Source organism: Vreelandella arcis (assembly GCF_900103865.1).
GTDB classification, from domain to species: Bacteria; Pseudomonadota; Gammaproteobacteria; order Pseudomonadales; family Halomonadaceae; genus Vreelandella; species Vreelandella arcis.
On sequence record NZ_FNII01000004.1, the window covers coordinates 64,548 to 79,805 of the forward strand.

General features: G+C 59.4%; 17 protein-coding genes and 1 other RNA gene. 11 read left to right on the plus strand and 7 right to left on the minus strand.

Going from position 1 to position 15,258, the window contains the following annotated elements; translation table 11 throughout:
- Positions 1-53 precede the first annotated feature (53 nt).
- Complete coding sequence (gene recN / locus BLR97_RS05500; protein ID WP_089703314.1) at positions 54-1,727, plus strand: DNA repair protein RecN; 1,674 nt, start codon at positions 54-56, stop codon at positions 1,725-1,727.
- A gap of 117 nt (positions 1,728-1,844) precedes the next feature.
- Here recN and fur read toward each other — a convergent pair whose 3' ends face one another.
- Positions 1,845-2,297: a ferric iron uptake transcriptional regulator gene (gene fur, locus BLR97_RS05505; RefSeq protein WP_089703316.1), complete on the minus strand. Its 453-nt coding sequence runs from the start codon at positions 2,295-2,297 to the stop codon at positions 1,845-1,847.
- Positions 2,298-2,369: 72 nt separating this feature from the next.
- On the opposite strand from fur, the gene BLR97_RS05510 reads away from it, so the two are divergent.
- The gene (locus tag BLR97_RS05510; protein ID WP_089703318.1) at positions 2,370-2,831 is read left to right on the plus strand and encodes an outer membrane protein assembly factor BamE; all 462 of its coding nucleotides are present in this window, start codon (positions 2,370-2,372) and stop codon (positions 2,829-2,831) included.
- 2 nt (positions 2,832-2,833) lie between these two features.
- Here BLR97_RS05510 and BLR97_RS05515 read toward each other — a convergent pair whose 3' ends face one another.
- Complete coding sequence (locus BLR97_RS05515) at positions 2,834-3,148, minus strand: RnfH family protein (RefSeq protein WP_089703321.1); 315 nt, start codon at positions 3,146-3,148, stop codon at positions 2,834-2,836.
- A complete protein-coding gene (locus BLR97_RS05520) occupies positions 3,138-3,572 on the minus strand; it encodes a type II toxin-antitoxin system RatA family toxin (RefSeq protein WP_089703323.1) in 435 nt (144 codons plus the stop codon). Before BLR97_RS05520 ends, BLR97_RS05515 begins: the two co-directional genes overlap by 11 nt.
- 125 nt (positions 3,573-3,697) lie before the next feature.
- On the opposite strand from BLR97_RS05520, the gene smpB reads away from it, so the two are divergent.
- Together smpB and ssrA are read left to right on the plus strand one after the other, a co-directional pair.
- On the plus strand, positions 3,698-4,189 hold the full coding sequence (smpB, locus tag BLR97_RS05525; RefSeq protein ID WP_089703325.1) for an SsrA-binding protein SmpB: 492 nt from the start codon (positions 3,698-3,700) through the stop codon (positions 4,187-4,189).
- A 44-nt stretch (positions 4,190-4,233) separates the two neighbouring features.
- Positions 4,234-4,611, plus strand: a transfer-messenger RNA (tmRNA) gene (gene ssrA, locus BLR97_RS05530).
- A gap of 150 nt (positions 4,612-4,761) precedes the next feature.
- Here ssrA and BLR97_RS05535 read toward each other — a convergent pair.
- Complete coding sequence (locus tag BLR97_RS05535; RefSeq protein WP_089703327.1) at positions 4,762-5,778, minus strand: GlxA family transcriptional regulator; 1,017 nt, start codon at positions 5,776-5,778, stop codon at positions 4,762-4,764.
- A 101-nt stretch (positions 5,779-5,879) separates the two neighbouring features.
- Between BLR97_RS05535 and tmpA the strand changes: the two genes are divergently transcribed.
- The 7 genes from tmpA (at position 5,880) to BLR97_RS05570 (ending at position 11,946) form a co-directional block, all read left to right on the plus strand.
- Positions 5,880-6,998, plus strand: a complete 1,119-nt coding sequence (gene tmpA, locus BLR97_RS05540) for a 2-trimethylaminoethylphosphonate dioxygenase (RefSeq protein WP_089703329.1) — start codon at positions 5,880-5,882, stop codon at positions 6,996-6,998.
- Entirely contained in the window at positions 6,995-7,582 is a 588-nt protein-coding gene (locus BLR97_RS05545; protein ID WP_089703331.1) for an HD domain-containing protein, read from the plus strand. Before tmpA ends, BLR97_RS05545 begins: the two co-directional genes overlap by 4 nt.
- Positions 7,583-7,704: 122 nt before the next feature.
- Positions 7,705-8,661: an ABC transporter substrate-binding protein gene (locus BLR97_RS05550; protein ID WP_089703334.1), complete on the plus strand. Its 957-nt coding sequence runs from the start codon at positions 7,705-7,707 to the stop codon at positions 8,659-8,661.
- Positions 8,662-8,813: 152 nt separating this feature from the next.
- Positions 8,814-9,611 (plus strand): ABC transporter ATP-binding protein, encoded by a 798-nt coding sequence (locus tag BLR97_RS05555; RefSeq protein ID WP_089703337.1) that lies wholly within the window; start codon positions 8,814-8,816, stop codon positions 9,609-9,611.
- 33 nt (positions 9,612-9,644) lie between these two features.
- On the plus strand, positions 9,645-10,418 hold the full coding sequence (locus BLR97_RS05560; RefSeq protein WP_170832985.1) for a transporter substrate-binding domain-containing protein: 774 nt from the start codon (positions 9,645-9,647) through the stop codon (positions 10,416-10,418).
- A gap of 93 nt (positions 10,419-10,511) precedes the next feature.
- Complete coding sequence (locus BLR97_RS05565; protein WP_089703341.1) at positions 10,512-11,219, plus strand: ABC transporter permease; 708 nt, start codon at positions 10,512-10,514, stop codon at positions 11,217-11,219.
- A 1-nt stretch (position 11,220) separates the two neighbouring features.
- Positions 11,221-11,946 carry an ABC transporter permease gene (locus BLR97_RS05570; RefSeq protein WP_089703344.1) on the plus strand — a complete coding sequence of 242 codons (726 nt, stop codon included), beginning with the start codon at positions 11,221-11,223 and terminating at the stop codon, positions 11,944-11,946.
- A gap of 38 nt (positions 11,947-11,984) precedes the next feature.
- Here the strand turns inward: BLR97_RS05570 and BLR97_RS05575 are convergent, their stop codons facing one another.
- From BLR97_RS05575 to BLR97_RS05585, 3 genes are all read right to left on the minus strand, one after another.
- On the minus strand, positions 11,985-13,223 hold the full coding sequence (locus BLR97_RS05575) for a TauD/TfdA family dioxygenase (protein ID WP_089703347.1): 1,239 nt from the start codon (positions 13,221-13,223) through the stop codon (positions 11,985-11,987).
- Positions 13,224-13,301: 78 nt separating this feature from the next.
- Positions 13,302-14,270 carry a GlxA family transcriptional regulator gene (locus BLR97_RS05580; protein ID WP_089703350.1) on the minus strand — a complete coding sequence of 323 codons (969 nt, stop codon included), beginning with the start codon at positions 14,268-14,270 and terminating at the stop codon, positions 13,302-13,304.
- Positions 14,271-14,450: 180 nt separating this feature from the next.
- Complete coding sequence (locus BLR97_RS05585) at positions 14,451-15,161, minus strand: metal-binding protein ZinT (RefSeq protein ID WP_089703353.1); 711 nt, start codon at positions 15,159-15,161, stop codon at positions 14,451-14,453.
- Between the last annotated feature and the right edge of the window lie 97 nt (positions 15,162-15,258).

The window sequence follows — 15,258 nt, forward strand, 5'->3', positions numbered from 1 at the left end:
CAATATTATGGCGCATTGGCTGCGCTCACCCCATTAAGCCTCAGGAGGGCTTTATGCTGACTCAGCTTGCTATTCGAGATTACGCGATCGTTGAGCATCTAGAGCTCGACCTGGCCCAGGGCATGACCGCCATTACCGGGGAAACCGGGGCGGGCAAATCGATTCTGCTGGGGGCGCTGGGCCTTTGCTTGGGTGAGCGTGCCGATGCGGCTAGCGTGCGCCACGGCTGCGAACGCACGGATCTTTCGGCGCGTTTTGACATTCAGCATCTGCCCGCCGCCAGCGAATGGCTTACCAGCCGGGAGCTACCCAGCGACGAGTGTTTATTGCGGCGAGTGGTGACGGCCAGCGGACGCTCTAAAGCCTGGATCAACGGGCAACCAGCCACGATCAGCGACCTTAAGTCGCTGGGCGAACTGCTGGTGCAAATTCACGGCCAGCACGCGCATCAGGCACTCATGCGCGAAGACACCCACCTGGCGTTATTGGACGACTACGCTGGGCTACGCGACACCACCCAGCAACTCGCCGACACATTTCGCCAATGGCGCAGCGCCAATCGACGCCTTAAACAACGCAAAGAGGCCGGCAGCGAGGTAGAAGCCAAACGGCAACTGCTGCGCTATCAAGTGGAAGAGCTCGATCAGTTGGGCCTTGCGGAAGGCGAACTGCAAACGCTGGAAGACGAACAACACACTTTAGCCCACGCCGACGAAACGCTGCGTGAAACGCAGTTTGCCGCTGACTGCTGTGCAGGCGATGACATTGGCGCCCTCTCGCTGCTCAACCAGGCTTGCACGCATTTAAGCGCCCTACCGGGGAGCGATAAAGGCACCCTGGCCAATACGCTCAGCATGCTTAGCGACGCACGCATTCAAGTCGAAGAGGCCGCCAGCGAACTCAATCGCCTCGCCAGCACCACCGAACTTGATCCCGAACGTTTGGCATGGGTGGAGGAGCGCTTAGCCGATGTTCATCGCATTGCCCGCAAACACCATGTAGCGCCGGAAGACGTTTGCGCGCTACACGCTGACCTTAGTCGTGAAGTGGCTGAGCTAGACAACAGCGATAACGATATTGAAGCGTTAAGTGCCCAAGTAGCCGACTGCCGTGAACGATACCGCCGCGATGCCAAGCGCCTAAGCGAAGCACGCCAAAAAGCCGCCGTTCGATTAGGTAAAGAGGTTCAGCAACAGCTCACTTTCCTGGCCATGGGAAAAGCCCGTTTCGAGGTAGACGTTACGCCACGCGAAACACCGACCGCCGAGGGGCTCGACCACGTTCACTTTTTGATCAGCGCCAACCCCGGCCAACCTGCAAGGCCACTGACCAAGGTGGCTTCCGGGGGCGAGCTCTCCCGTATTAGCTTGGCTATCCAGGTTGTCGCCGCGTCTCACTCCACCATACCCAGCCTGGTGTTTGATGAGGTGGACGTCGGGGTTTCCGGCGCGACCGCTGAAATTGTCGGCCAGCTGTTGCGTAAGCTAGGCGAAAACGGCCAAGTCATGACCGTTACCCACCTGCCGCAAGTGGCGGCCCAGGCCCATCAACATTTACATATCGAAAAACACGCCAAGCGCGATACTACCTTGACCCATATGGCCCTGCTAGACGAACAAGGCCGTGTCAGCGAATTGGCCCGTATGCTGGGCGGCGTCAAGCTATCTGACCAAACCCTCGCCCACGCCCGTGAAATGCTCGATGCCAGTCAACGCCAGCCGCATTGACGATGGCTGATCCCCGCATTGTTTGGCGCAACTAAAACGCCCCCAGACCGCCTAGCATTTTCAGCTAAGCAGCCTGAGGGCGAATCATAGAACCTCAGGGCAAAAGACCTAAGTGTCCTATTTTTTGTTAGTAGGCCCGCTGTCTTGGCGCGTCACGTCCGACCCACGAGGGCGCACGTACAACACCAAGGCATGGTCAACTAATTCGTAGCCGTGCTCTTCAGCGATTTCTTGCTGGCGTCGCTCAATGATTTCGTCAACAAATTCGACGATTTCACCGCTTTCTAAACACACCATGTGATCATGGTGGTCTTCTTGCGTCATCTCAAATACCGCATGACCACCGTCGAAATTGTGACGAATCACAAGTCCCGCCGACTCGAATTGAGTCAGGACACGGTAGACAGTTGCCAGCCCCACATCTTCGCCCGCATCTATCAGTGTTTTATACACTTCTTCTGCGCTAAGGTGGTGCTGACCCGAAGCATTTTCGAGAATCTGCAGGATTTTGACGCGCGGCAGGGTCACTTTCAGCCCGGCTTTACGTAATTCATGGTTCTTATCGGCCATGGTTGCTCTTCGCAGTAACAGGTTAGGTCGGGTATGATCGACCGAAACCACGATAGTGAAGAATAGGCTCAAATGCAAAAATTGACTCGAATCATCACGCTTTCCGTCTCCATTGCCGTTATCAGCGGCTGTAGTTACGTTGGCGTGTACAAACGCGATATTCCGCAAGGTAACTTGGTCACCGCCGAAATGGTCGACCAGTTGCAACCGGGGATGACCCAAGAACAGGTTACCTACGTGATGGGCCGCCCGCTGCTTGAAGCTCCGTTTAATGAGAACCAGTGGGATTACGTGTTTTGGCTCGACAAAGCCTATGACGACGTGGAAAAACGGCGCGTCACGCTAACCTTTGACAACCAAGATCGGCTAGTCGACATCGACCGGGAAGGCGATTTAACTGGCGATCTACCTCTCGACACCGATGGCCGCAGAGGGCCTGCGACGGACACCGCAGAACCTGGCGATACCATTCCTAACGAGCGGACACAAAACCCCACGCCCAGCCCTGCGACCATGACAACCCCGGGCACGTAAGCCTAATCAGCACTGCCTGCCTGGCGCTTTGCACGCTCGCGGCGGGCGACTTTAGGGTCTATCAGCAAGGGGCGGTAGACCTCAACCCGATCACCCGGCGCGACGACATGTCGCGCCGGGTCGCGAATTGCCTGGCCGAAAATACCTAACGGGGCGTTGTCAAAGGTCTCGCGGGGCAACTCGGGGAATAGGTGGGGCAAATCTGCCAACGCAACGGCTTCGCGAGCGGTTGTCCCTGACGGCACCTCAAGCGCCACCAAGCGTTGCTTGTGAGGTAGCCCAAACGCCACCTCAATGGCGCATAGGTCAGCGGCCATAAAGTTGATCGGCGCGCCGGGTGAAGGCATCAACAAGCTGGCCGGCAACCTGCTGAAATAACCGGCCGAAGGCCATGCCCAACAACCGATTGGCAAACTCGAACTCCATGTTCAAGCTCACCTTGCAAGCGCCATCGCCCATCGGGATGAATTGCCAGCGCCCGGTTAATCGCTTAAAAGGACCGCTAACAAACGATATCTCAATTCGCTCGGGGGCAAAGAGATCATTGCGCGTTGTGACCGATTGCTCTACCCCCGCGCGCCCCAGCGTCATTTCGCCGATTAAGTGATCGTCGTCATACTCTAGCAAACGTGCACGCCGGCAACCCGGCAAAAACTCTGGATAACGTTCAAAGTCGTTAACCAGATCGAACATTTGTTTGGGGGTGTGCCGCACCAAGGCGGAACGATTGACGGTTGGCATTGACCTCTCCGCTGACTTCACAGTGCCCAAGGCGTATCATGGGAATCATAGTTAAGACCTTGAATGGTATCATGCCTCCCCACATAACGAAGGGGGTGTCACAGACAGATCGAATATGAGGTTTCATGGCCACGAAAAAAGGTAAGAGCAAAGGCCCTACCAGCAGCGTTATTGCCCAAAATAAGAAGGCACGCTTCGAGTATCATATCAACGAAACCTTCGAAGCAGGTCTATCGCTGGCAGGATGGGAAGTCAAAAGCCTTCGCGCAGGCAAAGGACAGCTAACGGACACGTACATCCTGGTTCGTAATGGTGAAGCGTGGCTGCTGGGCAGCCATATCATGCCGCTGAACACCGCGAGCACCCATGAAATCGCTGACCCTACGCGTACGCGAAAGTTGCTGCTACATCGCAAAGAGATCGCCAAGATCTTCTCGATAACCCAAGACAAGGGCCACACCTGTGTGCCGCTAAAACTTTACTGGAAGCGCAACAAGGTCAAATGCGAACTGGCCCTGGTCACCGGTAAGAAAATTCACGACAAACGCGCCACTGAAAAAGATCGCGATTGGAATCGTCAAAAAGGGCGAATCATGCGGGAACATAACAAGGCATAGCTGGTCAATTATAAGTAGGCACGTTAGAATGCTTACGTAGCTAAGGGGGCGACATGGTTTCGACGCCGGTGACAAGCCCTGCGGTGCATGCCGAGAGCGTGATGTATCTCGTAAATACCACATCACGAAAAATAGTCGCAAACGACGAAAACTATGCTCAGGGCGCGCTAGCAGCGTAAGCTGGTAGCTTCTTGTCCGGCCCCAAGGCGATGTGCCTATTCATCGCTGAGGGGATACGAGCTAAAAATGATAGGATCGCGGTTGGCGGTGTCTTCTCGTCAATCGCTAAACTTTAGAAGACTCGCGTGACTGAATCCTGATCGTCGGAGTCAGTCGCGCTAAAGCAAAAGACGAAATCTAAGCATGTAGAGCCAATGGGTGAGTGCTGGCGGACGCGGGTTCAATTCCCGCCGCCTCCACCACTTTACTATACAAATCAAGCACCTACGGGTGCTTTTTTTGTGTCTGTGGTTTGCAAAAGGCTGATTTAGGCAGGGCTATGTCCGCCGATGAAGCATCAATTGATACATACCTCGACTATTGCACCCGAGAACCTAACGACACGCCCCCTTTCACCGCTGCCCTGCTCTTCGATGGCGCTGGGCGGTGACACTGGGCGCTTCGCCGAAGCGACGCCGGTAGGCACGGGTGAAGTGTGCCGGCTGGGTAAAGCCGGTGGCCAGGGCCGTCTCGGTTACCTGGCAGCGGCTATCCGTCAACAACTGGCGCGCTCGATCCAGGCGCATTCCCAGATAACATTGCTGGGGCGTCTCCCCAAAGTGGCGCTGGAAAAGCCGTGTCAGTTGGCGCTGTGATTGGCCTGCCAGCCGACACACCTCCGGTATCGGCAGTGCCAGAGACAGATTAGCCTCCATGACGGCTAGCACCCGCACCACACGCCGTGGCAGCTCTCCATAGCGCCGTTTTGGCGCCCCCTCATCACTGCCCGGCCTTTTATGGATCAACTGCCGCCCCACGGCGTCGGCCAAGGCAGGGCCGTAAGCATCCTCAATCCACGCCAGCATCATATCGATACTCGCCGCACCACCAGAGCCGGTCAGCCGCGAGGCATCGAACTCATAACTCGCTGGGCTGATATCTAGCTCCGGAAACTCAAGACGAAAGGCCGGCACGCTTTCCCAATGCAGTGCCACGCGGTGCCCCGTCAGCACCCCCGCCCGGGCCAGGATAAAGGGAGCGGTGTCCAAACCGCCTAACCAGCCACCGTGGGCAGCGATGCGTCGCAGCACAGCGCGATCCTGGAGGCGCACCGTTGCCTCCGCCTCGTAGGAAGAGACCACCATCAGCCGAGATGCATCCGTCAACGATTCCAATGAGCCGTCTACGTCGATGCGCACCCCGTTGCTGGCCAGCACCGCCTCCCCGTCCGTCGAGAGCAAGCGCCAGGCAAAAAGGTCACGACCAAAGCGATTGGCTACCCGCAGCGGCTCAAGCAAGCAGAACAAAGTCAGCATAGAGAAGCGCGGCACCAGCCACACGTTGAGGGTGTGCTCAGCCTGCTCGGGAGTTAACAGTGGCGGGGAATCGGGGCGCGGATAGGGCCACGCCGCCTCGGCGTCAGTGTGCATGGCGAATATAGTCAACCTTACGGCTAATTATATCAAGTTTTCTGTGCCGTAGAGGGCTATGGTGGAGCGAGCCCTTTATCACAGTCCGTGGAGATGCTGCTATGACACACGTCATTACCCAGGCCAATCGCCGACGCCTGGTTCTTGACCACCAGGGCCAGAGGCACGAATTTACCGCCCTCTGGCTACGCGAACGCAGTCCCGATGATGAGACCAGAGATCCCTATACCGGCCAACGCTTGATCGAGGCCGCTGAGCTACCACTGGATCTGGCCATCGAGACTGCCAAGGTCGCTGATGGGCAGTTGAACTTGCATTTCAGTGACGGGCACCACTCTACCTTCGGACTGGCGACGCTGTTTGACGAGCAGGCCAGCGAATCGCCACGGCGACTCTGGGATGCTGCCGGAGCGCCCCACCCTGAAGCCGACTTCGCCACAGCCCTTGAAGACGACTCAGCGCTGCTGGCGATGCTGGAATCGCTGCATCGCAACGGCTTCGTGATTGTCTCCGGGGTGCCCACCGACTTGGATGGTATGCAGCCGCTGATCGATCGCATCGGCCCACTGCGGCGCACCAACTGGGGCGGCATCGCCGACGTCAAATCGGTGGCCAACGCCTACGACCTGACCATGACCCAGCGCGGCCTGGAGCCACATACCGACAATCCCTACCGCGATCCCATCCCTGGCTACATCTGGCTACACTGTCTGGCCAACGCCGCCGAGGGCGGCGACAGCACCTTAGCCGACGGTTTTATGGCAGCCCGACTGCTACGCGAGCGTGACCCAGACGCCTATGCATGCCTTACCCGGGTGACACCCAGCTTTCGCTATTGCGACGCCGATACGTATCTGGAAAGCGAGGGATCGCTGATCGAACTGGACAGCCGGGGCGAGCCCGTTCGGGTGCGCTACTCCAACCGTACCGAACGCGTCCCGGCACTGCCCGCAGAAGAGTTGGAGGCTTACTATGCCGCCCGCAAAGCCTTCTATCAGTTGATCACTGGCGAGGAACTGACGCTGCACCTCAAACTCGACCCAGGCCAGATGCTGATCATCGATAACTATCGCCTACTCCACGGACGCAGTGCTTTCCATCTCGCTGGCGGAGTGCGCCATATGCGCCAAGGCTATGTCGACCGCGACACTACCGCCAGCCGTCGCTGCGTGCTGCACCAGCGACTCGCCACTGCCCAGGCCCAAGGAGAACCCGCATGAATCAAGCTCGCTTTCGCCACTTCGGCGAGGCCCAGCGCGATGACTGGGCGCTCATTGATGCCCGCTTCCGCGACTATGTCGAAGATGCCCCGCGCCGCGTGCTCGCCCACTTGAACAACTTAGCCGGCGACCATCATGGCTATCCAGTGGATCGTTACGAGCACAGCCTACAAACCGCGACCCGCGCACTACGTGATGGCGCCGACGAGGAGATGGTGGTCTGCGCGCTGCTCCACGACATCGGCGACGACCTGGCCCCGGCTAACCACGCTGAGATCGCGGCGGCCATCCTCGAGCCCTTCGTCGATCCGCTAAACGCCTGGATGATTCGCCACCACGAACTCTTCCAGGGGTACCACTACCGGCACTTTTTCGGTCAGGATCCCCATGCTCGGGAGCAGTATCGTGACCACCCGGCCTATGAGCGCACCGTGCGCTTCTGCGACCACTGGGATCAGGCCAGCTTCGACCCCGATTACGACACCCTACCTCTAGAGCACTTCGTTCCCATGGTAGAGAGAGTATTTAGTCGCACGCCCCACGGCGGGCTGCCTGAGCCGCTTCCCGAAGCGTCGCAGCGATGAGCCAGACCGGTGCCCCAGGCGACGCAGAGCCACCGCTACTGATTAAAGTGGACGCTGCGGCCTGGATGAGCGCTTTGCAATATCAATAATAAATCGATAATCGACAAACTAAGGACCCTGACATGCATAGACCTAATAGGCGTAAAACTGCGCTACTAGCTACCGTCGCTCTCGCCAGCCTGCTGCCGTTCACCGCCCAGGCGGCCCAGGACGCCAACGACGAACTGCGCTTAGTGGTTCCCCCCTGGCCGGGCGTCACCGTCAAGAGCGAGATTCTCGCCCAGCTCATTGAGCCGCTGGGCTATACCGCCGCCCGGCAGGAACTTAGCTCCACCGTGGGCTACAGCACCCTGCAGAACGACGAAAGCGATGCCTTCCTGGCCGGCTGGCTACCTGCCCAGCAGGAAAGCTATGACGCAGCCATGGAGGCTGGCGCCATCGTCGACCTGGGCAACAACGTCGACGGTGCTCGCATGGGCTTCGCGGTGCCAGGTTATGTGGCCGAGGCCGGCCTGACCAGCGCCGAACAACTCGCCGATGCCGAGATTGCCGAGCGCTTCGACCATCGCATCTACAGCATCGAGAGCGGCTCGACTGTTACCGATATGCTTGAGGGTGCCATCGAGGCGAATACCTATGGCCTGGGTGACTGGGAAGGCATGCCCTCTTCCACGCCAGGTATGCTCAGCGAGGTGGCCGCCGCCGTAGACGAGGGTCGCTGGATTCTCTTTTATGGCTGGACACCCCACTGGATGGTGCCGGAATACGACGTGCAGATCCTGGATGATCCGGCAGGCGTCTACGGCGACAACAATGGCCGCAGTGACGTCAAGACCATTGTCGCCAAGCGTTACGCCGAGGCGAACCCCAATCTGACACGGCTACTCGATCAGTTCCGCTTCTCCGCCGACGAGCAGAGTGAGTTCATCAGTGCCTTCAGTTTGGAAGAACGCGAGCTTGAAGTCGTTGCCCGCGAATGGCTTGAAAATAACCCTGAGCGCGTAGCGAGCTTCCTGGAAGGCGTGACCACCCACGACGGCGAGCCGGGTCTAGCGGCGGTGCGCGTTAGCCTGGATTGAGGTGGCGCCACAGGCCGACGTTACATCGGCCCCAGCATTTCTGAAGCGAGGCACCCTATGCACTATTCACGACTCCCCGGCTGCAGCGCCGGGGAGGGGGAGGGCGCTCCGCATGCCTTGTCACCGACCCCGGCTTCGGAGGCCGATTGCCTATGACATCATCACTTCAACACGCTTTTCGTCCCCGCTCCTCCACCGCGCCAGCGGTGGTGGCCAACCAATTGATCAAACATTTTGGTGATTTAGAGGTCCTCAAAGGCGTTTCTCTCGACGTACCCGAAGGCACCGTCACCTCCATCATCGGCGCCAGCGGCTCGGGCAAGAGCACCCTGCTGCGTTGCATGAACCTGCTGGAGCGACCCGACCAGGGCGAACTGGCGATTGCGGATGAGGCGATTCGTTTCGACCGCAATCCCCAGGGCGACATCATCGGTCTCGACCGTCGCCAGCTGCAACGGCTGCGCGCCAAAGTCACCATGGTTTTCCAGCAATTCAACCTGTGGCCTCACCTGACGGTGCTCGGCAACGTCATCGAAGCGCCCATGCGGGTCAAGAAGCTCTCCCGCAAGCGAGCGACCGCCCTGGGCGAGCACTATCTGGAGCGGGTGGGTATGGCCGACCGGCGCGACGCCTACCCCGCCTTCCTCTCCGGCGGCCAACAGCAGCGGGTAGCCATTGCCCGAGCCCTGGCGATGGAGCCGCGTCTACTGCTCTTCGATGAGCCCACTTCGGCGCTGGATCCAGAGCGAGTCAACGAGGTACTTGGGGTGATCCGAGGCCTCGCCGACGAGGGCCGCACCATGCTGCTAGTCACCCACGAAATGCATTTCGCCCGAGAGGTCTCCGACCAGTTGGTCTATCTCGATCAGGGGAATATTGCCTGCTCGGGCACCCCGGAAGAAGTCTTCGCGGATCCCCGCTGCCGCCAATTTATGGCGCCCGCGGCCTGATAGCTCCACACACCATAATGACAGGAGAAGTCCATGAAATTCCCGATGATGATGGCTACCGCCGTGACAGCGCTCACCCTCGGCCATACCGCCCAGGCCGCCGAGCCCCTCAAGGTGGGCATCTCCGGCGAGCCCTATCCACCCTTCACCTACAAGGCCGCCAGCGGTGACTGGACCGGTTTCGAGGTGGAGCTGGCTCATGCCTTCTGCGACGCCATGGGTCGCGAGTGCGAGATCGCGCCCACCGGCTGGAGCGGTATCATTCCCTCACTCAATGCCGGGCGCATCGATATGATAATGAACTCCATGTCGATCACCGAGAAGCGCAAGCGGGTCATCGACTTCACTCGCCCCTACTACTTCACGCCGGGCGCCTATGTCGCCGCCAGCGACCAAGCGCTTGATATCCCCGACGGCCTTGATGGCCTAGTGATGGGCGTACAGTCGGCCACTACCAACGCCACCTACGCCCGCCGCGCGCTACGCGACAGCGGTGTGGATATCCGCCTCTACGACCAGGCCGAGCAAGTCAATAATGATCTGCTATCAGGCCGCTTGGACGTGATCCTCGCCGACGAGATCGCTATGGTGCAGTTCCTTGATCGAGACGAGGCGGAAGCCTTTGAGATCAAGGCCACCGCGCCCCTCCACGAAGCCTACGGCGAGGGTATCGGTATCGGCCTGCGCCAGGAGGATGACGAACTGCGCGAAGCCCTTAACGCCGCCATCACCACGGTGATCGAAGATGGCACCTGCGCCAGCCTCTCCGAGCAGTACCTGAGCACCGACGTCTGCGTCTACGACTGAACCCCGTTCGCTGCTGTTCTCTACCCCCGCGCCGCTGGCGTTGGGGGTTCTTTTCTGCGACTAACTGTTCCGTGACCAAGGAAAGAAACAACCATGACTTCGATGACACCAGAGGGGCTCATCGACTGGGCGGGCCCCATCCTGAGTGGGGCGCTGACCACGGTGCAGATCGCCGTGCTGGCTTACGCCATCGGCCTGCTGCTAGGGCTGTTGGGAGCCGGTGCCAAACTCAGCCCCTGGGCGCCTTTGCGCGGTCTGGCCACTGCCTACTCCACGTTGATTCGGGCGGTACCCGAACTGCTGCTGATTCTCTTGCTCTACTATGCCGGTGCCCAGGCGCTGGATGCCCTGCTGGCTTATCTGGGCATGGCCGGCGCGGTTCAGATAACCGGCTTCGCCACCGCGGTTGGCGTGCTGGCGTTTGTTCAGGGTGCTTATATGACCGAGGTGTTCCGCGGTGCCATCCTGGCCATACCTAGCGGCCAGTTGGAGGCTGCTGACGCCTTTGGCTTCTCGCGCTGGGATCGTTTCCACCGCATCGTGCTGCCAGGAATGCTACCCAACGCCCTACCGGGCATGTCCAACCTGTGGCTGATTCTGATCAAGGACACCGCGCTAATCAGTGTGATCGGCTTCAACGAACTGTTCTTCACGATCCAACAGGCCGCTGCCAGTAGCCGCGCCTATTTCCTTTTCTATGCCGCCGCCGGCGTCATCTACCTGCTGATGACTCTAAGCTCCACGGCACTCTTCGCCCGCCTCGAGCGTTACGTACGCCGCGGCCAACCCACGGAGGCCTGACATGGATTTTTCCTGGCTGAGCGATCCTTTCTACCTGGGCTACCTGTGGGAGGGCTTCGTCAATACGCTGTGGCTGCTATTAGTCTCTGCGGTCGGCGGCCTGCTCCTCGCCGTGTTAGTGGCGCTAGCCAGACTGCGCGGGCCGCGGCCCCTGGCATGGCTGGTCTGGGCTTTTACCACCGTGATGCGTGGCACCCCGTTGCTGGTGCAGCTGTTCTTCTTTTACTACGGCGTGGGGCACCTGATGGAAGGCGTGCCGGGCATCCAAGAAACGTTCATGTGGCCACTGCTGCGCGACCCTTTCTTCTTCGCCGCCCTGACCTTCATCTTAAGCGTAGGCGCCTACTCCGGCGAAGTGATCCGCGGCGCCATGCAAAGCGTGCCACGGGGCGAGCTGGAGGCGGGCCGCGCCTTCGGTCTTTCCGGTTTCCAGGTGCTCACCCGGCTGTGGCTACCCCGTGCCATCCAGCTCTGCCTGCCCACGCTTACTGGCGAGATGATCCTGCTGCTCAAATCGATCCCGCTGGTCTCCACCATTGCCCTGATGGATCTGCTTCAGGCCGCCAATATTATTCGCGACGAGACGTTTCTGGTCTACGAGCCGTTGCTATTGATCGCGGGCATCTACCTGGCGACCACGGTGGTACTGACCCTGGTGCTACGCTTTGTGGAGCTTAACTTCCCCGGTATGCAACCGACTCAACGCCGCTGGCTGCCCATTCGCTAAACAGGACAAGATGCCATGCCCGCTTCCACAAACGGACGCTACCTAGCACCCACGCGCATTACTCGCCCAGCGCGCTGAACCATGCGGTAGCGCGAGCGAATTTCGTCGCGCTCCATATAGCAGCCCTGCAGCCAGCGGTGGCCGCTGGTGCCCTCGAAAGCATCCCGGGCGTGCAATAGACGGCGGTTGTCGAAGATCACCAAATCGCCTGGCGCATAGGTGAAACGGATGGCAAAGCCCGGCTCGCGCAGCATCTGCTGTAGCGTCATCAGCGCTGCATAGGCCTGCTCCACGTCCTCGAAAGGGGCTTGAAGCGGGCCGCGCAGGAAGTCGGCAATGCGCACTTCGAGCAACGCACCCCGGTCGTCAAGCCGAATCATCGGCGAATACCAGACGTAATCGGTGGTTTTGGCGGTGTTGGCGTAGCACCAGTGCACCCGGGTCAAGGTGTCGAAAGCCTCGGGATCGCGCTCACGCAGCGCCTCGGCCACGGCAAAGCCATCGAGCATCACAGCCTCGCCGCCTTCCACGCTATTCTCCAGGCAATGCAGCATCTGCAGCCCCGGGTGGTACTCGCGGGTTGGCAGGTCGGTGTGCGGCGGCAGGGCGATGGAGGTATAGGCGTTGGAGTCCGGGTTTGGCTTCGCCTTAACATCGAACAACAGACCGAAGTTGGTGGGCCGGATCGGGCCAATGCGCCGGGCGATGGTCTCCAGCGAGCCAGATTGCGTGGGCAGGTTACGCAGACGCACCAACCCTTTACCCAGCACGCTTTCCAGCGCCGGGGCGAGGATCGCCTCCTCGGCGGCGCTACCCTTTTCGCTGTCGAGCAGGCCGGAGGCGTCGAGACTGTCCAGGGCAGCGTCGGGGCCACCGTTCCAGAGCGTGACGGGCACCAGCGGCGCCTCAGGATCCTCGGCGTTATCGTAGTCGTGGGCACGTAGCCAACCAGGGTGAAAACGCAGGCGGATATCCTCCGGCGTGAAGGTCAAGCACAGCGCGCCAGCGTCATCTATCTCGGCCGCGGCGATCTCCGGCCAACCAGGCAAGCGGGAAAGATCAAGAATACGCTCGCGGGTCGCCGGGTTCACCGTGGTCTCGTCGCCGGCATTCTCACGCAGCCAAATGCTGTGGTAACGGCTCACACGGCCGTCGCTCCAGCGTACCGTCACCAAGCGCGGCGTAACGTCAGCTGTTTCGATATCAGCCTCGATAGGCCAGGCGTCGTAGTCGGGAGTTGGGGGAAGTTCGGTAGCTGGGGAAAGCTCGGTGGTCATCTTGGCCTCCTAGGCGTTGGCAATACTGCCTAGAGTGCCAGTGTCGCGGTCGCGACTCGCGGCTGGATTCGACGCCGACTATGCATAATTCGACAGTGCTTGCAGGCGCAACTGGCTCGGCGTGAGGCCGTGGCGGCGCCGGAAAGCGCGAGAAAAGCTGGAAGCGGAGGCAAAGCCACAGGCCAGGGCGATCTGCATAACGCTGTGCGGCGTCTTACGCAGCAGCCAGTGGGCATGATCCAGGCGTCGAGCCAAGTAGGTCTGCTGGGGAGAGGTGTTGAGATGGCGGGCGAAGAGACGATCCAGGCGACGCCAAGAGATACCCAGCTCGTCGGCCAGCTCACGGATGCCTAACGGCCATTCCAGGTTAGCCTCCATCAAGGCGATGGCACGTTGCAGCAACGGCTCTTGGGGAACCACCGGGTCGCGCTGGCGGCTGGCCGGTAAGCGGCCCTGCTCATGAACCAACTGATCGCGCACCTGAGCGGCCAGATCGTCGCCGTGGCGGCGCCGAATCAGGTCGAGGCTCATGTCGATGGCAGCGCTGCCACCCGCGCAGGAAAAGCCCTCGGCGGTAATCTCGTAGACCGACTCCACGGCATCGACTCTGGGAAAGCGAGCACGAAAATCGGGTAGGCACTCCCAGTGCAGGGTCACCGTCTGGTCATCGAGCAGCCCAGCGGCCGCCAGTGCATAGCAGCCGGTGTCCATACCGCCGAGCACGCAATCATCGGCGGCACGGGCTTGCAACCAGCCGATCAGTTCGTCATCGATGCTGCTTTGCGGCTCGAAGCTAGCGCATACTGCCAAGCTGGGCACCCAGGGTGCCTGTTGCAATGAGCAACTGGCAGCCAGGGTCATGCCATTGGAGGCCACCACCGGCTCGCCGTCGCGGCTGATCAGGTCCCACTCGAACAGCGTCTTACCGCCGATGCGGTTGGCGATACGCAGCGGTTCGATGGCTGAGAAGAAGGCCACCATGGCAAAACGCGGCAGTAGCAAAAAGCCAATGCGTTCAGGTGCGGTGTCGGGAGGCGTTAGTTGCATAATGAAGAGCAGAATACACCAGGTTTCGGCCAGTGGGGAGGAACGTGGTACGCGGCAACCTGTCAGGCAGTCATGCGCTGGCGTACGGATTGGCCTAAACAGCAAAGCGCTGGCCTCTCAGCCAGCGCTTTGTCGTCACTCGAACACACTAAAAGGCGTTTTCGCTTCGCCCGTAACGGTTTAGTGGGCGATCATTTCTTCGACGATCTCTTCGCCGTCCAACGCCGAGGGGTAGTACGTCGGCCAATTGGTAACCTCTTCTAGCAGCGCTTCACGGTCATCCCCCCAGTAGAGATGGAAGTGGTGCGCATCGGTAGGATAAATGCTGTGATCACTAAATTGGATGTATTGGGGAAGTTCGTCATCAGCTGCGTCTTCAAGCTCGTAGATGAACCGCACACCACGGTTGCCCGCCTGGTAGGTTAAAATTTCATAACCATCGTATTGGTAGTCTCCCGACATCTCCTCGCCGTTCTCAAAGAAGGTGACGTTGTTGCCGTCAATGACGATACGCTCTACATCCGTTTGATACCCCGTATCGTAATACGCTTTGTACTCTTCGGCCGTTTTGTCGCCATTCGCTGCTTTATGCGCAAAAACCTCGTCAAGCGTGCCATCTTCCAGGTATGGATAAACCGATTGCCAATCGCCTTCCCAATCGGTGAGGGCGCGATCCTCAACCTGAGCATCATCAAAATAACCGGCATAGATATCGTTGTCATGGTCTTCGCCATGGTCATGACCGTGGTCGTGGTCGTGGTCGTGGTCGTGGTCGTGATGAGCATGGTCGTGATCATGCTCATGATCGTTGGCGCTAACGCCTTGTAAGCTAGTCAATATCAAAGCGCTCAGTACAAGCACGCTCATGCGTTTGGGTGATAATGCCATCATTTTCAATTGCTCCTTTTGCTGTTTACAGACCATTCTATGGCACAAAAAGATACAATATAACATTCCATTTATCAAACCCATTCTAGAGCAGGACATG